General features: G+C 69.6%; 21 protein-coding genes. 8 read left to right on the top strand and 13 right to left on the bottom strand.

The window, feature by feature from the left end; genetic code table 11:
• Nucleotides 1-46: 46 nt before the first annotated feature.
• The 5 genes from ABZX12_RS32295 (at nt 47) to ABZX12_RS32275 (ending at nt 3,979) form a co-directional block, all read left to right on the top strand.
• Nucleotides 47-622: a helix-turn-helix transcriptional regulator gene (locus ABZX12_RS32295; protein WP_355699232.1), complete on the top strand. Its 576-nt coding sequence runs from the start codon at nt 47-49 to the stop codon at nt 620-622.
• A 10-nt stretch (nt 623-632) separates the two neighbouring features.
• Nucleotides 633-1,589 (top strand): asparaginase, encoded by a 957-nt coding sequence (locus ABZX12_RS32290; RefSeq protein ID WP_355699231.1) that lies wholly within the window; start codon nt 633-635, stop codon nt 1,587-1,589.
• 185 nt (nt 1,590-1,774) lie between these two features.
• Nucleotides 1,775-2,164, top strand: coding sequence for a group 1 truncated hemoglobin (locus ABZX12_RS32285; RefSeq protein WP_355699230.1), 390 nt, complete (start codon nt 1,775-1,777; stop codon nt 2,162-2,164).
• A 7-nt stretch (nt 2,165-2,171) separates the two neighbouring features.
• Nucleotides 2,172-3,314, top strand: a complete 1,143-nt coding sequence (locus tag ABZX12_RS32280; RefSeq protein WP_355699229.1) for a globin domain-containing protein — start codon at nt 2,172-2,174, stop codon at nt 3,312-3,314.
• Nucleotides 3,311-3,979 carry a DivIVA domain-containing protein gene (locus ABZX12_RS32275; protein WP_355699228.1) on the top strand — a complete coding sequence of 223 codons (669 nt, stop codon included), beginning with the start codon at nt 3,311-3,313 and terminating at the stop codon, nt 3,977-3,979. The genes ABZX12_RS32280 and ABZX12_RS32275 overlap by 4 nt, the downstream gene beginning before the upstream one ends.
• 237 nt (nt 3,980-4,216) lie before the next feature.
• Here the strand turns inward: ABZX12_RS32275 and ABZX12_RS32270 are convergent, their stop codons facing one another.
• The 8 genes from ABZX12_RS32270 to ABZX12_RS32235 all read right to left on the bottom strand — a co-directional run bounded on the left by ABZX12_RS32270 (nt 4,217) and on the right by ABZX12_RS32235 (nt 14,233).
• Complete coding sequence (locus ABZX12_RS32270) at nt 4,217-5,464, bottom strand: IS110 family transposase (protein ID WP_355699227.1); 1,248 nt, start codon at nt 5,462-5,464, stop codon at nt 4,217-4,219.
• A gap of 211 nt (nt 5,465-5,675) precedes the next feature.
• Complete coding sequence (locus ABZX12_RS32265) at nt 5,676-6,899, bottom strand: sigma-70 family RNA polymerase sigma factor (protein WP_355699226.1); 1,224 nt, start codon at nt 6,897-6,899, stop codon at nt 5,676-5,678.
• Complete coding sequence (locus ABZX12_RS32260; protein ID WP_355699225.1) at nt 6,877-7,284, bottom strand: YciI family protein; 408 nt, start codon at nt 7,282-7,284, stop codon at nt 6,877-6,879. The genes ABZX12_RS32265 and ABZX12_RS32260 overlap by 23 nt, the downstream gene beginning before the upstream one ends.
• Nucleotides 7,285-7,345: 61 nt before the next feature.
• Nucleotides 7,346-8,548, bottom strand: coding sequence for a signal recognition particle-docking protein FtsY (gene ftsY / locus ABZX12_RS32255; RefSeq protein WP_355699359.1), 1,203 nt, complete (start codon nt 8,546-8,548; stop codon nt 7,346-7,348).
• Between the two features lie 40 nt (nt 8,549-8,588).
• A complete protein-coding gene (cydC, locus tag ABZX12_RS32250; RefSeq protein ID WP_355699224.1) occupies nt 8,589-10,214 on the bottom strand; it encodes a thiol reductant ABC exporter subunit CydC in 1,626 nt (541 codons plus the stop codon).
• Nucleotides 10,211-11,836 carry a thiol reductant ABC exporter subunit CydD gene (cydD, locus tag ABZX12_RS32245; protein ID WP_355699223.1) on the bottom strand — a complete coding sequence of 542 codons (1,626 nt, stop codon included), beginning with the start codon at nt 11,834-11,836 and terminating at the stop codon, nt 10,211-10,213. Before cydD ends, cydC begins: the two co-directional genes overlap by 4 nt.
• Nucleotides 11,833-12,816: a cytochrome d ubiquinol oxidase subunit II gene (gene cydB, locus ABZX12_RS32240; RefSeq protein ID WP_355699222.1), complete on the bottom strand. Its 984-nt coding sequence runs from the start codon at nt 12,814-12,816 to the stop codon at nt 11,833-11,835. Before cydB ends, cydD begins: the two co-directional genes overlap by 4 nt.
• A gap of 10 nt (nt 12,817-12,826) precedes the next feature.
• The gene (locus ABZX12_RS32235; RefSeq protein WP_355699221.1) at nt 12,827-14,233 is read right to left on the bottom strand and encodes a cytochrome ubiquinol oxidase subunit I; all 1,407 of its coding nucleotides are present in this window, start codon (nt 14,231-14,233) and stop codon (nt 12,827-12,829) included.
• Between the two features lie 81 nt (nt 14,234-14,314).
• On the opposite strand from ABZX12_RS32235, the gene ABZX12_RS32230 reads away from it, so the two are divergent.
• Both ABZX12_RS32230 and ABZX12_RS32225 read left to right on the top strand, forming a co-directional pair.
• On the top strand, nt 14,315-14,707 hold the full coding sequence (locus ABZX12_RS32230) for a BlaI/MecI/CopY family transcriptional regulator (RefSeq protein ID WP_355699220.1): 393 nt from the start codon (nt 14,315-14,317) through the stop codon (nt 14,705-14,707).
• Nucleotides 14,704-15,609: a M56 family metallopeptidase gene (locus ABZX12_RS32225; protein ID WP_355699219.1), complete on the top strand. Its 906-nt coding sequence runs from the start codon at nt 14,704-14,706 to the stop codon at nt 15,607-15,609. Before ABZX12_RS32230 ends, ABZX12_RS32225 begins: the two co-directional genes overlap by 4 nt.
• Nucleotides 15,610-15,618: 9 nt before the next feature.
• Here ABZX12_RS32225 and ABZX12_RS32220 read toward each other — a convergent pair whose 3' ends face one another.
• The 5 genes from ABZX12_RS32220 to ABZX12_RS32200 all read right to left on the bottom strand — a co-directional run bounded on the left by ABZX12_RS32220 (nt 15,619) and on the right by ABZX12_RS32200 (nt 19,243).
• The gene (locus ABZX12_RS32220; protein WP_355699218.1) at nt 15,619-16,176 is read right to left on the bottom strand and encodes a dihydrofolate reductase family protein; all 558 of its coding nucleotides are present in this window, start codon (nt 16,174-16,176) and stop codon (nt 15,619-15,621) included.
• Between the two features lie 148 nt (nt 16,177-16,324).
• On the bottom strand, nt 16,325-17,416 hold the full coding sequence (locus ABZX12_RS32215) for a beta-eliminating lyase-related protein (RefSeq protein WP_355699217.1): 1,092 nt from the start codon (nt 17,414-17,416) through the stop codon (nt 16,325-16,327).
• 52 nt (nt 17,417-17,468) lie between these two features.
• A complete protein-coding gene (locus ABZX12_RS32210) occupies nt 17,469-18,146 on the bottom strand; it encodes a zf-HC2 domain-containing protein (RefSeq protein ID WP_355699216.1) in 678 nt (225 codons plus the stop codon).
• Nucleotides 18,139-18,672, bottom strand: a complete 534-nt coding sequence (locus tag ABZX12_RS32205; protein ID WP_355699215.1) for a sigma-70 family RNA polymerase sigma factor — start codon at nt 18,670-18,672, stop codon at nt 18,139-18,141. Before ABZX12_RS32205 ends, ABZX12_RS32210 begins: the two co-directional genes overlap by 8 nt.
• A 55-nt stretch (nt 18,673-18,727) precedes the next feature.
• Nucleotides 18,728-19,243, bottom strand: a complete 516-nt coding sequence (locus ABZX12_RS32200) for a hypothetical protein (protein WP_355699214.1) — start codon at nt 19,241-19,243, stop codon at nt 18,728-18,730.
• Between the two features lie 87 nt (nt 19,244-19,330).
• Between ABZX12_RS32200 and ABZX12_RS32195 the strand changes: the two genes are divergently transcribed.
• Entirely contained in the window at nt 19,331-19,678 is a 348-nt protein-coding gene (locus tag ABZX12_RS32195; RefSeq protein ID WP_355699213.1) for a nuclear transport factor 2 family protein, read from the top strand.
• The last annotated feature ends 2 nt before the right edge of the window (nt 19,679-19,680 follow it).

Raw genomic sequence — 19,680 nt, 5'->3', positions numbered from 1 at the left:
CCAGGGTGCGTGGTGATTTTCATTTTCGACAAGTACTGTTGCTGGTATGGCAAACGACGAGGAAGTTCTCGAGTCGGTCGGGCCGCGGCTGCGGGCGCTCCGCGGCGAGCGCGGCACGACCCTCGCCCAGCTGTCCGAGGCCACTGGCATCTCGGTCAGCACCCTGTCCCGGCTGGAGTCCGGGCAGCGCCGCCCGACGCTGGAGCTGCTACTGCCGCTGGCTCGGGCGCACCAGGTGCAGCTGGACGAGCTGGTGGACGCACCGCCGACCGGCGACCCGCGGATCTACCCGAAGCCGATCAGGCGGCACGGCACCGTGCACATCCCGCTGAGCCGGCGGCCGGGCGGGCTGCAGGCGTTCAAGCAGGTCCTGCCGGAGGGCTACCCGGGCCACGACGTCGAGCAGAAGACGCATGAGGGCTACGACTGGTTCTACGTGCTGTCGGGACGGATCCGGCTGAAACTCGGCGATCAGGACTTCGTTGTCAAGGAGGGCGAGGCGGTCGAGTTCGACTGCCGGGTGCCGCACTGGTTCGCCAACCCGGGCCCTGGACCGGCAGAACTGCTATGTCTATACGGCCCGCAAGGGGAGCGGATGCACGTCAGAGCGCGGACCCGATAGGAGACAAGCAGTGAGTGTCGCGTTGTTCACGTTGGGCGGGACCATCTCGATGGCAGGCGCCCATCGGCTGACCGGTGACGACCTCACCGCCGCCATGCCCGGCCTGCCCGAGCTGGGCCATCCGGTCGAGATCCAGGACATCGAGAAGGTCCCGAGCGCGAACCTGACCGCTGCCAAGATCCTCGAAGTCGTCGACGCCGCCTCCAAGGCCGTCGCTGCCGGAGCCGTCGGAGTCGTGGTCACCCAGGGCACCGACACACTCGAGGAGAGTGCCTTCCTCGCCGACCTGGTGTGGCCGCACCCGCAGCCGCTGGTGTTCACCGGGGCGATGCGCAATCCGACACTGGCCGGCCCGGACGGCCCGGCGAACCTGCTGGCCGCACTCCGCGTCGCCTGCTCCCCCGCGGCCCGCGACCTCGGCACACTGGTCGTCTTCAAGGAAGAGATCCACGCGGCCCGCTGGGTGCGCAAGACCCACAGCACCAGTACGGCGACCTTCGTGTCACCCAATACCGGCCCGATCGGCCACGTGGTCGAGGACCAGGTCCGCGTCCTCACGCGTCCGCTGCGACTGGACGGCGTGCAGGGCAGTGCTGAGCCGGCTGAGCTCGACAACATCCGTGTCGCGCTCTACACGGTCACCCTGGACGACGACGGCGTACTGCTGCAGGGCCTGGCCGACACGCACCAGGGTCTGGTCGTCGCGGGGTACGGCGTCGGGCACGTGCCCGCCAAGCTCGCACCGGTGCTCGGTGAGCTGGCATCGCGGATCCCGGTCGTCCTCACGTCGCGCACCGGCGCCGGCTCCGTCGTCCGCAACACCTACCACTCCCCCGGCTCGGAGACGGACTTGTTGCAGCGCGGCCTGATCGACGGCGGCTTCCTCGACCCGTACAAGGCACGCATCCTCCTCCGGTTGCTCCTCGCAACCGACGACGACCTGACCGCGTTTGGACAATACATTTGATTATTGCCTCTGGCAACCTTCTATTGAACAGTTGTTCTACCCACGGTGCACGGACTCAAACCAGGCGGCACGATCATCGGACGGATTACGGGAATTACCGGTCTTCGGCTTGACCTTGACCCTCTGAGAGTGCTCGGATCGTCACCGCTCGGGGACCGATTTCGAGGTTGGGAGATGGTTGCGCCGTGGTCGATCAGACACAGGCCGGCACGACGGGGGACAGTGATTACGACGCGGTCGGCGGTGGTCCGGCGATCGCTTCGGTGGTGGAGCTCTTCTATCGCAACGTCCTCGCCGATCCGGACCTGTCCGGGTACTTCGCGAACAGCGACCTGGTGCGGCTCAAGAGGCACCAGGTGCAGCTGGTGTCGCAGGTGATGGGCGGACCGGTGACGTACGAAGGCCAGGAGCTGGCCGACGCCCACAAGGGTCGTGGCATCACCGCGGGCGACTTCGGCAAGGTGGTCGTGCACCTGGTCGGCGCACTGGAGGCGCACCAGGTGCAGGACGACATCATCGGCCGGGTGGTGAAGGCGCTGGGCGCGACCCAGGGCGACGTCGTCAGCGCCAGCTGAAGCCGGGATGGACCCGGACGCACTGAAGAGCAGCTGGGCCCTCGTCGCCAAGGCCGGCGACGAGGTGCCGCTGTTCTTCTACTCACACCTGTTCCTGTCGCACCCAGAGGTCCGGGAGATGTTCCCGGTCGCGATGGCCGCGCAGCGCGACAAGCTCGTCGGTGCCCTCGGTGCGGTGGTCAGCAACGCCACGCAGCTCGACCAGGTGGTGCCGTTCCTGCAGCAACTGGGCCGTGACCACCGGCGCTTCGGCGCCGTGGCCGAGCACTACTCGGCAGTCGGCGCGTCCTTGCTCGCGACATTGCAGCACTTCCTCGGTGCCGCCTGGACGTCCGAGCTGGCCGCCGACTGGGCCGAGGCATACGGACTGGTCTCGACCGTGATGGTCCAAGCCGCGGAAGAGTCGGCCGAGGACGAGGCGCCCGCCTGGTGGTCCAGTGAGGTGCTCGGCGTGGACCGGCGCACGATGGACGTGACCATCGTGCAGATCCGCCCGGAGCAGCCGCTGGACTACCGGCCGGGCCAGTCGGTCGCGATGGAGATCCCGTACCGGCCACGGCGGTGGCGCTACTACAGTCCGGCGAACGCGCCACGGCCGGACGGATCCATCGAGTTGCACATCGGCCTGGTCCCCGGCGGTCAGGTCAGCGGACCCGCCGTCCGCTCACTGAAGCGCGGTGACGCGGTCCGCATCGGTGCGCCGGTCGGAGAGTCGCTCAAGCTGCCGGAGGACCCCGGCCGCGACGTGGTCATGATCGCCGGGGGCACGGGACTGGCGCCGTTGCGGGCGATGCTCGAGCACCTCGACCGGCAGTCGTCGACCCGCCCGGTGCCGCGCGTGCATCTGTTCCACGGGGCCCGGATGCCGTGGAACCTCTACGAGCACAAGCAGCTGACCAACCTGACCCAGCGGCCGTGGTTCAGCTACACACCAGTGGTGTCGGACGACACGTCGTACCCAGGGCAGCGTGGCCTGGTGGGGACTGTCGCCGCCGCCCAGGGCTCTGGGGCCGACCGCACCGTCCTGGTGTGCGGCTCGCCCGGGATGGTCCGGCACACCGTCGCAGAGCTCACCGCGGCCGGCATGCCGGCCACCGACATCCACAGCGAATCCTTGGGGATCACGACCTCGGCAGGGAGTCAGCAGTGACGCGCCAAGACCCGTTCAGCCGGAGACCCGCCCAGTCGCCGTACTCGATCCGGAACAAGCTGTTCGCCATCCGGCGGAAGGGCTACGATACTGCTGAGGTCTCGGAGTACCTGAACGAGCTGGCCGAGCAGGTCGAGTACGCCGACGCGGACCGGGCAGAGCTACGCGCGGAGGTCGAACGGCTGCGCGCGAGTACGACGGACACGGAGCAGCGGGCGCACATCACAGCTCACGCGGTCGGACTGCTCAGCCAGGCGCAACAGATCGCGGACAATCTGGTGGCCGAGGCGGAGCAGTACGCCAAGGACCTGGTGGACAACGCACGGTCGCAACAGCGTGATGCGTTGAAGCAGGCGCGCGAATCCGTGGAGTCTGCGGTGAATCAGATGCCGGCCGCTGATGCCCCGGTCGCCGAACTCGAGTACGTGCGAACGTTCACCCGGGTCGCACACGTCCAGCTGCGGTCGGTGCTCGACGCGTTGGCCGAGCAGGTGGAGCGACTCGGCAAGTTGCCGGAAGCACCCGCGGAATCGGACCAGACGCCGTCCGGGGAAGTCCTGTGGTGGAACGACCTGTCCGCCGCGGCGGACAATGCCGTCCTCGACTCCCGGGCCCGCGTCGGCGGTCACCGCCGCACTAGCTTTCCCGCCGGGAGTCAAGGGTGAGGTTGGGTAGGGGGTAATGACGCCGGGCGGTTTGTTTGTACGGCGTTGGTTTGGCGATGAGGTTGGTGCGAGGAATGGCGCGGGTTGGGCCCCTGGGGCGGATCGGCAGGCTGATCAGGCGCGGTCCGGTGGCCGCAGGCTTTCGTGTGCGCCGTGTGCGGGGGCCCAGTCGCGGGCGGGCGGCAAGCTAGGTTGCGCCGTCACGTTCTGAGGCGTGCGGCATAGCTGTGCCGGCCGTCACCGTCCGCGGCTGTGCCTTCCTCGACGATACGCCTCTTCGTCGAAGGGTTGTTGGGTCTTGAGGATCCGGTAGGCCAGACGGCAAGCGTGGCGGGCGAGGGCGACGCGGGCCTGGATCGGTTTCATGCCGCGGGCACGGTACTCACGGTCGCGTTGCGCGAACGAGGGTGAGAACACCGACAGTCCCCACGCGATGGCCATCAGGGCGTCGCGGTGCTCGGCCAGGCCCTGGCGGGAGATCCGGCCGCGCCGGTGCAGGGTCGCGGACTGGTAGAGCGCGGGGGCCAGGCCGGTGGTGGAGTACAGATGGTCGGCGTCGGGAAACCGGTCGATCGGCAGACTGTGTGCGGCGAACGCGGCCGCACGCACGACGGCGACGCCGGGCAGGGTGGTCAGGATCTGCCCATCGGTGCCGGCGAGCAGGTCACCGATCTCGCCTTCCAGCGTGGCGATATCGCTGCACAGCGCCCGGTAACGTGCCAGGTCGGTGGCCAATCGGCGGGCTCTGCGCTCGGCGTCGTGAGGTGGTGACAGACACCCTCGCCACCGCTCCACCCAGTACTGCGCGTCAGCTTTCGTGAGGCGTCCGGGCGCACGGGCGAGCAGCGACCGCACCGAGGGCGGCCGCCCGGCGAACGCCGCGGCGCAGGCCAGTACCGCCTGCCCGGACGGGTGTTCAACAGCCAGGCTCCGGCCATACCCAGCGTGCCCGGCGGGTGCGGACAGCCCGGGAACCAGGTTGTTCAGCTGGTCGTGCAGACGCTGCTGAGCCACCTTGCGGTCGGCGACCAGCCCGCGTCGGTGCCGCACCACCGCCCGCAACGCCTCCACCTCCAACTCATCCACCAGCACCCGGCCCGCGCCTTGGCGGGCCAGATACGTCAACGCCGCACAGTCCCTGTCATCGGTCTTGAACCTGCCCGACCCCAGCTGGATCCGCGCGGCCTTGGTCTCCGACGGCGCGAACAACCGCACTCCACCAGGATGCCGACGCTCCAATTCATGCGCCCAGGCCCGATGCAGGCTCCCCGTCGCCTCGACCGCGATCACCAGCCCAGCGCACCCCTCGCCACGGCCGGCGAGTATCTGTTCCAGACCCTCCACCCCGGCACGAGAAACTGGCAGCGACACCGGATCGGCCAACAGACCCGAACCGTCACTGACCCAGACCCGGTTCATCACCTTGCCCGGGTCGACAGCCACCACCAACGTCGACGGCTCGAGAGCCACCTGAAGCAACGACATCGCACGGCCTCCCCACCTACACGGGTGTGAACCCGCGCCACCCCCGGCCCGGCGCGGAGGAACCATCCCCTCGACGGCCCAGGCATCAGCCTGCGCTCATCGCCGTCAACGTCGTACATGCTCGCTGCGCTGCGCGTGCTCCACGTTGACACCTCCCACGCGCCGGCCGACTCCAGCCGCTATCGAGGGAACCACCACACTTCACGGCCTATCAGCTGAGCGACGCGACCTTGGTCATCAGGTAGTCACGCTCCGGCAGACTCGTCGTACCGCGGGCCGCCGCCCGGAAGTGTTCGGCGGCGGCCTCGTTGTCGCCGCGCATCTCGTAGAGATGACCGCGGGTGGCGTCGAGGCGGTAGTGGCCGGCCAGTTCCTCGTCGAGCGGTTCGAGCAGCTTCAGGCCGGCGTCCGGGCCGTCCACCATGGCGGCCGCGATCGCCCGGTTGAGCTTCACCATCGGGTTGCCGGACAGGTCTTCCAGCAGGCCGTAGAGCGCGAGGATCTGCGGCCAGTCGGTGTCCTCGGCGCGGTCCACCTCGTCGTGCAGCGCGGCGATCGCCGCCTGGATCTGGTACTCGCCGAGCGGCGGCGTCTCGAACGCCTCCACCGCGAGCCCGACGCCCTCGGTGATCTGGTCGCGGTCCCACAGCGACCTGTCCTGGTCTGCCAGCGGGATCAGCTCTCCGGTCTTGCCGGTGCGTGCGGCACGCCGTGCGTCGGTCAGCAGCATCAGCGCGAGCAGTCCGGTGACCTGACCGTCTTCCGGCAGCTGAGCCCGTACGGCGCGCGTCAGACGGATCGCCTCGCTGGACAGATCGCTGCGATGCAGCTCAGGTCCGCTCGTGCTGGTGTAACCCTCGTTGAAGATCAGGTACAGCACGTGCAGCACGTTGCGCAGCCGGTCCGGGTCGGCGTCCAGTTCGAAGCTGGTGCCCTTCAGCTTCGACTTCGCCCGGCTGATCCGCTGGGCCATCGTCGCTTCGGGCACGAGGTACGCGGTGGCGATCTCCGCGGTGGTGAGACCGCCCACCGCCCGCAGCGTCAGCGCGATCGCCGAAGCAGGTGTGAGGGCGGGGTGGCAGCACAGGAACAGCAGCCGCAGCGTGTCGTCGCGTTCCTCGACCTCTCCGAGCGGCACCTCGCGCAGCGCCGCCCGCTCCTCACGGCGCCGGCGTGCCTGTTGCCGGCGGACCTCGTCGATCAGCCGCCGCGACGCCGTCTGGATCAGCCAGCTTTTCGGGCTGTCCGGCCGGCCGTCGCGCGGCCAGGTGGTCGCGGCGGCGAGCAGTGCCTCCTGCACGGCGTCCTCGGCCGCTGCGAAGTCGCCGGACCAGCGCACGACCGCGCCGAGGACCTGCGGCGTCAGCTCGCGCAGCAGGTCCTCCAGCTCGTGGCCCGGACCGTCAGCGTGGTCAGAAGTCGTGGAGGTCGCCATCCGAGTCCATCAACCTGCGCACCTCGATCGGCTGCTCGAGCGGTACGCCACCGGGTCCGGGGGCCATCGACTGCTCGGCCGCGAGCTCGATCGCCCGCTCCTCCGACTCGACGTCGACGATCATGTAACCGGCCAGCACCTCCTTGGACTCCGCGTACGGCCCGTCGGTCAGCACAGGCGCCGCCACGCTCGCGGCGCGCACGACCTTGGCGTGCTTCGGCCAGGTGAGTGCGTTGACCTCCACCAGCTCACCGCTCTGCTTCAGCCGCGCCACGTGGTTCTCGAGGTGCTGCATGTGGGCCTTCATGTCGGCCTCGTCCCACTCCAGCATCGGGGTGTCGCAGTTACCGCCGTCCATGTTCATCAGCAGCATGAACTTGGTCATGTTCTTCTCCTCCTCGTGGAGCCTTTACCCGGGAGACGAAGCCGCGAGCGGGTTCTCGACATCAGTCCAGCAGGGCGTCGACGAACTGCTCCGCGTCGAAGGGTGCCATGTCGTCGGGTCCTTCGCCCAGGCCGACCAGCTTCACCGGGACGCCGAGCTCGCGCTGCACGGCGATCACGATGCCGCCCTTCGCCGTACCGTCCAGCTTGGTGAGCACCAGGCCGGTGACGTCGATGACCTCGGCGAACACCCGCGCCTGGGTGAGGCCGTTCTGGCCGGTGGTGGCGTCGATGACCAGCAGGACCTCGTCCACCTCGGCGGTCTTCTCGATCACCCGCTTCACCTTGCCGAGCTCGTCCATCAGGCCGGTCTTGGTGTGCAGGCGGCCGGCGGTGTCGACCAGGACGACGTCCGCCTCCTCCTCGATGCCCTGCTTGACCGAGTCGAACGCGATGCTGGCCGGGTCGCCGCCTTCCGGCCCGCGCACGGTCCGGACGCCGACGCGCTCACCCCAGGTCTGCAGCTGGTCGGCCGCGGCGGCGCGGAAGGTGTCCGCGGCGCCCAGGACGACGTGCTTGTCCTCCGCGACCAGCACCCGGGCCAGCTTGCCGACCGTGGTGGTCTTGCCGGTCCCGTTCACGCCGACGACCAGTACGACGGCCGGCTGCCCCTCCTTGCGGGTCACGTTCAGCGACCGGTCCAGCGACGGGTTGACCAGGTCGATGAGCTCCTCGCGGAGGATCTCGCGGGCCTCGGCGGCGCCGACGCCCTCGACGCGCATCCGGGTGCGCAGCTTGTCGACCAGCTCCTGCGTGGGCGCCACACCGACGTCGGCGGTGATCAGCGTGGTCTCGATGTCCTCCCACGCCTCCTCGTCCAGCTTGTCGCGGGACAGCAGCGCGAGCAGGCCCTTGCCGAGCGAGCCCTGCGAGCGCGCCAGGCGGGCGCGCAACCGGACCAGGCGGCCCTGCGCGGACTCCGGCTTCTCGACGACGGCGGTGTCCGGCTCCGGGAGTGCGGTGTCCTCCAGCGTGCGGGTCGGAGTGTCCCGCGGTTCCTCCGCGTCCTCACCGACCTTCGGCTCGGGGGCCTCGACCGAGGGCTTCGGCGCGGCCGGTGGCAGCTCGGCACGGCGCCGCCGCGCGACGACCAGGCCGGTGGTGCCGACGACCAGCACGACAGCGATCGCGACGACGATCGTGATCAGAGCCTGGTCGGTCAGTAGCGGGAGAAGCAGCGAGACGAGCAGTGGGGTCAACACGATTCCCCATCTTGACAGACACCCGGCCCGCCGCCCGCATTTGTCACGTCAGGCAAACCAGTTGTCGCGTTACGTGAGGAGGCGCCAGCTCCGGCCGGTGGGTGAGCAGGACCACAGTCCGCTCGCCTGCGGCCTCGAACAGGTCGGCCAGCAGCGCACGGCCGGTCTCCTCGTCCAGGTGCTCCGTGGGCTCGTCCAGGACCAGCACATCGCGGTCCGCGAGCAGCAGCCGCGCGAACGCGAGACGCTGGCGCTCACCGCCCGACAGCCGCGCACCGTGCTCGCCGACCATGGTGTCCAGGCCGTCCGGGAGACTCTCGACGAGCACCCCGAGCCGCGCCCGGTAGAGCGCCTCCCACAGCCGGAGATCGCTGGCCCCCGGCTTCGCGAGCAGCAGATTCTCCCGGATGCTCGTGTCGAACACGTGACTCTCCTGGGTGAGCAGGCCGACAACGGAGCGCACCTGATCGCCTTGGAGCCTGGCCACGTCGACACCGTCCAGCAGGACCTCTCCCCCGCGCGGCTCGAGGAACCGCAGCAGCACCGACGCCAGCGTGCTCTTGCCGGAGCCACTCGGCCCGGTGATCACCACCCGGCTCCCGGCGGGCACGTCGAGGTTCAGTCCGTCGAGCACGTCGCTGTCGTCGTACCCGGCTCGAAGCAGCCGCACCTGGAGATCGCGCCCGGCCGGGAGCGGCAGCGGCTCGACAGGCTCGCTCACCGGGGAGGGCGTGTCGACCAGTTCCTGGACTCTGTCGAGGGACGCCCGTACGCGGATGGCCAGCTGCGCTGCCGCGGGGAGTCCGCCCAGTACGTCGGCCAGGGCGAGCGGGGTGAGGACCAGCACGGCGAAGACGGCGCCGGTGATGTTCGCCGTACTCCCGAGGACCAGGGCGGCGATACTGGCGCCGCCGACGCAGAGGACGAGCAGTGCGCCGCCGAGACCGGCGCTCCAGGCCGACCGGCGTTCGGCCGCGGCCAGTCGCGCGTCACGGCGGCTGAAGTCGTTCAGCACGGTGTCGATCGCGTTGTAGGCGACCACATCGGCGGCCGTGAGCAGGGCCTCGGTCGTGGTGGCCGCGACGTCACCACGGGCACCTGCCAGGTGGCGCTCAGCCCGCTCCGCAGTGCGGGCGGTCAGCCACGGTACGACGGTGCACGCGATCAGGACTGCGACCGCGACCGCAGCACCGGCTGCTGGCAAGAGGATCGCGAGGAGCGCCACTGTGGCAGCCGCAGTCACGGCAGCGACGGTGGCGGGAAGGAGGACCCGCAGCCAGAGGTCGAGGACCGCGTCCACGTCCAGCACCAGCCGAGCGAGCAGGTCGCCCTTTCGCTGTGAGGTGAGCGGTGCGAGCTTCTCCAGCCGTCCGGTGATCCGTGCGCGGGTCTCCCCCAGGACCCGGTACGCCGCGTCGTGGCCGACGAGGCGCTCGACGTACCGGAACACCCCGCGCCCGACACCGAAGGCACGTACCGCCACGATCGGCACCATCAGCAGCAACACCGGAGGCTGCGCCGACGCTGCCGTGATCAACCAGGCCGAGGTAGCGAGCAGAGCAACAGCCGACCCGGCCGCCGCGACACCGAGCACCAACGCCAGCGCCAGCCGCCACCAAACGGCGCCCTGCGGGCGGACGAGGGGATCAAGGGCGGTTTTCCGCTTCACGCGTTCACCAGCTCTCGGGCGGAAACGGCGACCGTGCGATCGGCCGACGCGATCAACGCGGGACGGTGAGCGACCATGAGGACTGTCCGGCCGCTGGCACGTAGTCCGGCGATCACTTCAGCTTCTGTGCTGCTGTCCAGGCCGGCAGTGGGCTCGTCCAGGAGGAGAACCGGGGCGTTGGTGACGAGGGCCCGGGCCAGGGCGACTCGGCGTTGCTGGCCGCCTGACAGTTGCTGGCCCTGCTCGCCTACTGCCTTGTCGAGGGGCAGGTCGGCGGCGCCCGCTATGAGGAGCGCGAGGCGCACCTCGTCGTCCGACGCGTCCGGCCGGCCGAGCCGTACGTTGCCGGCAACAGTCCCCAGCCGCAGCCCGGGACGCTGCGGCACCCAGGCGAACTGCCGTCGCCACTCCACCGGGTCGAACTCGTCAGCCGCGCTGCCACCGGCGACGACCACGCCATGCTCCGGCTGGACGAACCCGAGCAGTACGGCCAGCACCGTCGACTTGCCGGCACCACTCGGGCCGGTCAGCGCCACCACCTCGCCCGGGCGCACCTCCAGGTCGAACCCGTCCAGCACCGGCTCGTCCCGTCCCGGATAGCGCACGGTCACGTCGTACAGATGCAGCGAGCTCACCCTCAGGTCCGGTACGTCGGTGCGCTCGCCCCGCACCGGCAGCGGTGTCTCCAGCACGCGGAACACCTCTTCGCTCGCCGCCACCCCGTCCGCACTGGCGTGGAACTGCATGCCCACCTGCCGCAGCGGCAGATAGGCCTCCGGCGCCAGGATCAGCACCATCAGCGCCGTCTCGAGTCCCAGCTTGCCGTCGACCAGCCGCAGACCGACGCCGACGGCAACCAGCGCGACGGACAGGCTCGCGAGCAGCTCCAAGGCGAACGACGACAGGAACGCGATCCGCAGGCTGCCCATCGACGCGGCACGATGCCGGTCGGTCACCCGTCGTACGGCCTGCTCCTGAGCCTTCGCGCGACCGAACAGCTTCAGCGTGGTCAGCCCGCCGACCACGTCCGCGAAGTGATGCGCCAGGACGGCCAGCGCGTGCTGACGCTGCCGGCTGCGCGCCTGGGTCACCCAGCCGATCAACGCCATGAAGATCGGGATCAACGGCAACGTGATCAGCACTGTCCCGGCGGCGATCAGGTCCCCGGTCGCCATCCACCCGATCACTCCGGCCGGCACCGTGGACGCGAGAACCAGCTGCGGCAGGTAGCGAGCGAAGTACGGGTCCAGATCGTCCAGGCCCTTTGTCAGCAGGGTCGTCAGCGCACTGCTGCGTTCACCGCTCAGCCACACCGGCCCGAGCTTCAGCGAGTGCTCCAGCACCTGCCGTCGCAGCGTCGACTTCACCGCAGCTGCAGCCCGCTGCGCGACCACTTCCTGCGCCCACACCAGCAACGCCCGCCCGGCCATGACAGCAGCAAGGCCCCAGGCGACTGCGACCACTCCACTGCCCCGCAGTACGACGCCTGCGATGCCGTGAGCCAGCAGCACCGCCTGAACGATGATCAGCACGCCGCTGAGAACACCGATCACGACTGACGCCGCCAGGAAGACCCGGGCGCCGCGAGCCCTCCTCAGCAGCCGCGGGTCGAGCGGCTTCACGCGACCACGACCCGCTGACGGAACACCCAGTAGGTCCAGCCCTGGTACAGCAGCACCAGCGGCATGAAGATCGCCGTGATGATCGTCATCACCTTCAACGTGTACGCCGACGACGCCGCCTCGACCGCGGTCAGCGTCGACCCCGGATCGAGCGTCGACGGCATCACGTCCGGGAACAGCGCGACGAACAGCGACACGACGGCCAGCCCGATCGCGAACGTCGTACCGGCGAACGCCCAGCCTTCGCGGCGCAGCACATTCGCGACCAGGCCGGCGGCGAAGGCGACCACGGCGGCGATCGCGACGCCCACCGAGACGGTGTCGCCGCGCAACGCCTGCGCCCAGGCGAGGAAGGCGATCGCGAGGACGGCGGCGAGCGCACCGGTCCGGGTGGCGAGCCGGTTGGCGCGGACCCGCAGCTCGTCGGTGGTGCGCAGCGCGAGGAAGATCGCGCCGTGGGTGACGAAGACCGCGACGAACGTCAGCCCGCCGAGCAGGGCGAACGGGTTGAGCAGCGTCCCGAAGCTCCCGACGTACTCGTGATCGGCGTCCAGCGGCACGCCGCGCACGATGTTGCCGAAGGCAACACCCCAGAGCAGGGCCGGCAGCAGCGAGCCGACAACGATCATCGCGTCCATCCGCGACCGCCAGACCGGCTCGTCGCGCTTGCCGCGGTACTCCAGCGCGACACCGCGCAGGATCAGCCCGACCAGGATCGCGAACAACGGCAGGTAGAACCCGCTGAACAGCGTCGCGTACCACTCCGGGAAGGCCGCGAAGGTGGCCGCGCCGGCCATGATCAGCCACACCTCGTTGCCGTCCCAGACCGGCCCGATGGTGCTGATCGCGGCCCGGCGCTCGGGCTCGTTCCGGCCGAGCACGCGATACAGCATCCCGACGCCGAAGTCGAAGCCCTCAAGGACGAAGTACCCGGTCCACAGTGTCGCGATCGCGACGAACCACACAGTCGTCAGTTCCATCTCGAACCCCTCAGTACGCGAACGACAGCGGCTTGTCGGGCTGTTCCGGCTCCGTGTCCGGCGGTGGCGCGTCCGTCCCGGCCAGGCCGCCCCGGATCGTCCGCAGCAGCAGCTTGGTCTCGACCACCGCGAGTACGCCGTACAGCGCGGTGAACCCGACCAGCGACGTGATCACCTCACCGCTGGTCGTCCCGGGTGAGACGCCCGAGGCGGTCGGCAACAGACCGAACACCAGCCAGGGCTGCCGTCCGGTCTCGGTGAAGATCCAGCCGAAGGTGTTCGCGACCAGGGGCAGCAGCGGCAGCGGGGCCGCGAGCCAGATCAGCCACGGAGCCGGAGCCCGGCCGCGCCGCGTGGTCCACAGCAGCCACAGCGCGACCGCGGCCGACGCCATCCCGACCCCGATCATCAGCCGGAAGGTCCAGTAGGTCAGCGGGATGTTCGGCTTGTACGACCCCGGCCCGTACAACTGCTCGTACGCGTCCTGCAGCGAGTTGATCCCCTTCACCTCGCCGTCGAAGTGCCCGGTGGCCAGGAACGACAGCAGGTACGGCACCTTGATCGAGAAGATCTCCTTCGACCCGTCCAGCGTCCCGATCGTGAACGCCGAGAACGACGCCGGCTTCTCGGTCTCGTACAGCGCCTCGGCCGCGGCCATCTTCATCGGCTGCACCTCGGTCATCACCTTGCCCTGCAGGTCACCGCTGATCGCCACACCCGCACTGGCGACCAGGACGATCGACGCGCCGATCTTCAACGCCGACCGGAACACGGCCCGGTCCGTGTCCGGCCGCCGGATCAGGTGCCACAACGCGACCCCGGCGACGAAGGCGCCGCCGACCATGAACGCGGCGAAGATCGTGTGCGGATAGGTGACCAGCACGACCTTGTTGGTCAGCACCGCCCACAGGTCGGTCAGCTCGGCCCTGCCGCGCTCGGGATTCACGCGGAAGCCGACCGGGTTCTGCATCCAGGAGTTCGCTGCGAGGATGAAGTACGCCGACAGCTGCGTGCCGAGCACCACCATCCAGATGCAGCCCAGGTGCACGAGCTTCGGCAGCCGGTCCCAGCCGAACATCCACAAGCCGATGAACGTCGACTCGAGGAAGAACGCGAGCAGCCCCTCCAGCGCCAGCGGGGCGCCGAACACGTCCCCGACGAACCGCGAGTAGTCGCTCCAGTTCATCCCGAACTGGAACTCCTGCACGAGCCCGGTGACGACTCCCATCGCGATGTTGATCAGGAACAGCTTCCCGTAGAACTTCGTCAGCCGGAGGTACTTCTCCTTCCCGGTCCGGTACCAGGCGGTCTGCAGTCCGGCGGTGATCGCGACCAGCGAGATCGTCACCGGTACGAAGAAGAAGTGGTACACGGTGGTGATCGCGAACTGCCAGCGGGCCAGATCCAGGGTGTCCACAAAGCCCTCCCCGGGGCATCTACGACGTTTCGTAGTAGATGCTAGCGCGGATCTACTACGACGCGTAGTTATACTGGTCACGTGGCGAGTGAGGAGAGAGCACCGCGGCCGCTGGGCGACCTGGAACGGCTGGTCATGGAACAGCTGTGGGCGGCGCCGGAGGCACTGACCGTGCGCGAGGTGCACGAGCACCTGGCGGGGACCCGTGAGCTCGCCTACACGACCGTGATGACTGTCCTGGACCGACTGGCGAAGAAGAAGCTGACCGAGCGCGAGCGCGACGGCAAGGCCTGGCGCTACCGCGCAGCCGCACCCCGCGAGGAGATGGCCGCCGGCCTGATGCGGGACGCGCTCGACCGCGCGGGCAACCGCCGGGAGGCGCTGGTCCGTTTCGTCGGTCAGGTGTCCGACGAGGAGGCAGCGCTGCTCCGCGAGGCCCTGGCCCAGCTGGACGGCAAGGAGCCGGCCGGGTGACCGCCGCGGTCCTGCTGGCCGTTCTGGCGCTGGTGCTCACCGGCCCGGCACCGGCCCTGCTGGCTCGTGCCGACTGGCCGTACCGGGTCCCGCGCGCCGCGGTGATCCTGTGGCAGGCGATTGCACTGGCCGCCGTACTGGCCGCGCTCGGTTCCGGTATCGCCCTGTCGTACTCGATCGCCGGCAGGCCTGGTGAGCCGCGGTTCGACCCGTCGTCGCCACGGGACCTGCTGGCCGCGGTGATCCTCGCCATGGTCGCCCTGGTCGTCGTGCGACTGCTGTGGGCGATCGGCCGCGTGGCCGTCGGTACTCGGGCTCGACGCAGGCGGCACCGCGATCTGGTCGACGTACTGGCAACGCCTGACGGCCTGATCCCCGGACTCCGGGTGCTGGCCGAGGAGACACCGCTGGCGTACTGCCTGCCGGCGCTGCGGGGCGCCCGGGTCGTCGTCTCGGTCGGTGCGCTGGATCGACTCGACGACGGTGAGCTGAAGGCCGTGCTCGCGCATGAGCAGGCTCACCTGCGGGCGCGTCATGACCTGGTGCTGGAGGAGTTCACCGCGCTGCACCATGCCTTCCCACGCTGGGTGCGTAGTGACATCGCGCTGGAGCAGGCGCGCACGCTGGTGGAGCTGCTCGCCGACGACGACGCACGCCGCCGCAACGGCCCTCGCCCGCTGGCGCGTGCCCTGGTCGCACTTGCCGGTGCACCCGCTCCGGAAGCAGCCCTGGCCGCAGCCAAGTCCGCCACTGTCCTCAGAGTGCAACGACTCGCCGGACCGCCGGCCAACGAGCCCACGCTCTCCGCCATCACGTACGCCGGGGCAGCCGCGCTGCTGGTGGTGCCGACGATCACCGTCGCCGCACCGATCGTGAAGGCGATCGTCGACGCGGTCAGCTAGCTGGGTCAGTCAGCGGGGCTGGTACCGCACGAGCACGCCGCCCACGCCCCACGGACGCGCCTCGACCAGCTCCAGCGCCACCGGCGAGCCGCCGCTCGGGAACGCGCTCTTGCCGGCGCCCAGCAGCACCGGACAGATCCGCAGCTGCACCTCGTCGACGAGCCCGGCCCGCAGCAACGACTGAAACAGCGTGATGCTGCCCCAGAGGATGATGTCCTTGCCGGTCTGCTCCGCCTTGAGCGCACGCACCGCGTCCAGGTCCCGGACCACCAGGCCGGGCTCGTAATCGCCCCACGGCGCACTCGTCAGGGTCGTCGAGACCACCACCAGCCGGAGCGCGTTGAGTTTCTCGGCGATCGGCTCGCCGGCCGACGCCTCGGTCGGCCAGAATCCCGCGAACAACCGGTACGTCTCCGCGCCGAGCAGCATCGTGTCGACACTGTCGAGCAGCTCGAGGTTGTCGGTGTCGGGAGCTGCACCGATCGCGTCGAAGAACTCCAGCCCGCCGTCCGGCCCGGCGGCGTACCCGTCGAGCGTCACGTACTCCTGGAAGATCAGCCGCCTCATGACCGGAGGCTACCCGAAATGTTTCCCCTCACCGCGTGCCACGGCGAGCAGCACGAGGCCCGACAGAACCAGCAGAACGACCATGGTGACGACGAATGTCAGCACTTCTCTCCCCGAATCCCCACTACCAACACCTTGCCTGACGCGCTCAGCGCACCAGAAGTTCCCGGAACGCCTTGGCGATCTCGCCGACCTGCCAGTCCAGCGTGGCCGGCGTCATCACCAGCTCGACCCACGACCACCCGGGGACGTCGGCCGGCTGCCAAGCACCGCACAACGCCTCGCGGGTGCGCTCCATCCGCTCGACGGCCGCCTGCTCGATCGACTCGGCCGGGCGCGGCGCGTAGACGCGGAACGAATTCGTGTGCGGCGGCTCGGGAAAGACGCGAAAACCCTCGCTCTGCAAGGCCATTGCGACCTCGACGGCACGCTGGTACAGGTCGTCCATCAGCGGCAGCACCGTCCGCAGTCCGTGGCGCGCGGAGACGGCGTACGGGAACAGCGAGTACAGATTGCCGCCCAGCCGGCGTTGCCACCGCCGTACCTCGGCGATCACGTCCTCGGGGCCGGCGAGCGCTGCCCCGCTGATACCGCCCAGCACCTTGTAGAACGACACGTACACCGTCGACGCCAGCGCGGCGATGTCTGCGAGGCTGTGCTCGAGGTACGGCGTGCTCTCCCACAACCGTGCCCCGTCCAGGTGCAGTGGGACGCCGCGCTCCGCACAGGACTCGGAGAACACGACCAGCTCGTCCCAGGTCGGCAGCACGAACCCGGCGTCCCGTAGCGGCAGCTCCAGCGTGACCGCAGCCAGCTCGCCGGGAATCGCAGCCAGCTCGTCCGGTCGCGGCTGGCGTGGCTCCGACGTCAGCCGCTCGATGCGCAGGTGGTGCACCTCTTCCAGCGCGTTCAGTTCATGCACGAGTAGGTGGGCGAGGCCGTGCACGGCGACCCGGCTGGTGCCCGCACGGTCGGCGTACACGCGCAGGACGCTCTGCTGCGCCATGATGCCGGTCGGCATGAACACGGCCGCCGGCTTGCCGAACAGCTCCGCGACCTCTCGCTCCAGCGTGGCGACCTCACCGCCGTTGCCGTAGCCATCAACCTCGTCGTCTGTGGCGACCTCAGCGAGCTGCCGTAACCGGTCCGGTGCCGGCACGCGCCGATGCGACAGCCAGCGCTCACAGCTGTCCGCTGCGTTCTTCCGGCGCTCTCGCAGGTCCTCGGAGGTAGTAGCCACAGCCCCATCCTCTCGTGTCCTGCAACCGGGTTAGATGTGGGTTAGATGTGGGTTAGATGGTGGCTGTGATGATGTGCCTTCCTTGCACCGTCCTGATCTCGACCGAGCGCACCTGATCCGGTGGAACCAGCACACCGCCGCCGAACGCGCTCCCGCTCTTCGCAGCCTTCTCCGAAACCAGCCAGCTGCCCGCGATCCAGGCCTCGCCGTCCTTGTCGGTGACGACCATCTCGCACTCGTCTCCGGCTTTCAGGCCAGTCACCTGCACCCGAATCCAGCTCCAGCCCACACGGGGCTCCACCGTGGCAGCCATGGTGGCGCCAGAGGTCGTGTCCGAGGTCGTGACCTGCCGGGCACCCGCAACAGGCTGATCGCCGTCCGGTGCGGTCGACCGGCCGAGGACGACGCCTCCGCCGAGCGCACCGGCCACCACGACCACGGCCGCCGCGATCAGCAGCCAGCGGGAACGGCGCTTCGGCGGCGCCTGCACCTGAGGCTCCCGGACCTCCCGTAGCGTGCGCTGCAGCAGCAGGTCGCCGCCTTCGGGCGGTCCATCCAGGAACGCCTCCGGCGGCACCTCGCCGAGGAAGTCCTTCACCTCGGTCAGCTCGGCCAGCTCCGCGCGGCACTCCGCACAGGTGGCCAGGTGCTCGTCGACGGCCTCGGCCTCGGCCGGGTCCAGCGCGCCGAGGGCGTAGGCGCCCAGCTGCGTACGGTCGTGCTCACTCATGGGACACCTCCGCTGCTTTCCCTGCCATCACCGCGCGCAGAGCTCGGAGGGCGTAGTACGAACGCGATTTCACCGTACCCGGCGGAATCCCCAGTTCCTTGGCGGCCTCGGCGACGGACCGGCCGCGGTAGTACAGCTGGACGAGTACGTCGCGGTGCTCGGGCGACAGCGTGTCCAGCGCGTCCATCACCACCATGGTGTTCACGACGGACTCGGAGTGGTCCCCTTCGACCGGTGGCCGGTCCATGACGTCCGCCACCTCGGCCGGCCGCACCGCACGCGCCCGAGCCCGGTCGGTGACCAGGTTGCGCGCGACAGTCAGCAGCCAGCCCCGCACCGACCCTCTGCCGCCGGTCAGGTCGTCCGCGTGCTTCCACGCCCGCAGCAGCGTCTCCTGTACGACGTCCTCGGCCGCGGCGCGGTCTCCGGTGAGACGGGTCGCATACGCGAGCAGGCTGCGGCCGTGCTCGGCGTACAGCGCCCGGATCAGCGTCTCGGCGTCGTGCGGCGCTGGGTTGTCACCCACCGACCGCACGATACCGGGATCGGTCGGCGCCCACACCACAACGGCACCAGTCGGATCAGTAACCGTAGCCATTGCCGGAAGCGCCCGGCTTGGTGCTGATCTTCTGGCCGTCCGCGCCGACCACCCACCAGACACCGCCGACAGCCTGCCCTTTGACCTCACCGGGCTGGCTGTCGCCGGCGAACAGGTAGAGCGGCATGCCCTTGATGGCCAGCTGCTTGGTGCCGTCGGAGCGGGTCACCGTGCTGACCAGCGACGCGTCGATGCCGTCGAGCTGCGGCGTCCCCGCACCGGCCGCGACCGCCGGCCACTTCGCGAGGCAGTCGCCCGAGCAGTTCGACGTACCTGAGGTGTCCTTGTCGAACACGTACACCGTCCGCCCCTTGCCATCGACAACGATCTTGCCGTAGTCGCCGACCTCCGCGACGGTCAGCTTCACCGCGGCCGGCGCCGAGGACGCGGCGGGCGCCGAGCCGGAACCCGAGCCGTATCCCGAGTCGCCACTTCCACAGGCCGCCAGCCCGGCCAGTCCGAGCACGGACGCTGCGATCACACTGCCCAGTCGCTTCATCGGAACCCTCCTCGGTCGCCCGATCCGTCACCCGCCATACGTGCGGATCCCGCAACCGGTTCAACCGCGAGGGTTATCGTCACCGGCATGAGCCCAGACAAGCCCGCAGAGACCCCCGCAGAGATCCCCGCAGCCGTCCGGCGCGCGCTCGACGCGATCGACGCCCTGGACAACGACGCGTTCGTCGCGGCGTTCGCCGAGGACGGCTACGTCGACGACTGGGGCCGCGAGTTCCGCGGCCACGAGCGCATCCGCTCCTGGAGCGACAACGAGCTGATCGGCAAACGCGCCACCTTCACCGACACCCAGGTCACCACCCCGGGCAACCCCCTCACCGTCCTGACGCAGGTCGGCGGCGACGGCTTCAACGGCCCGTCCCACTTCACCTTCGACGTCCAGAACGACGAACTCGCCTCGATGACGATCACGGCCTGAGA

Source organism: Kribbella sp. NPDC003505 (genome assembly GCF_040610875.1).
In the GTDB taxonomy this organism is placed as follows: Bacteria; Actinomycetota; Actinomycetes; order Propionibacteriales; family Kribbellaceae; genus Kribbella.
This window is presented reverse-complemented; position numbering and strand designations above follow the sequence as displayed.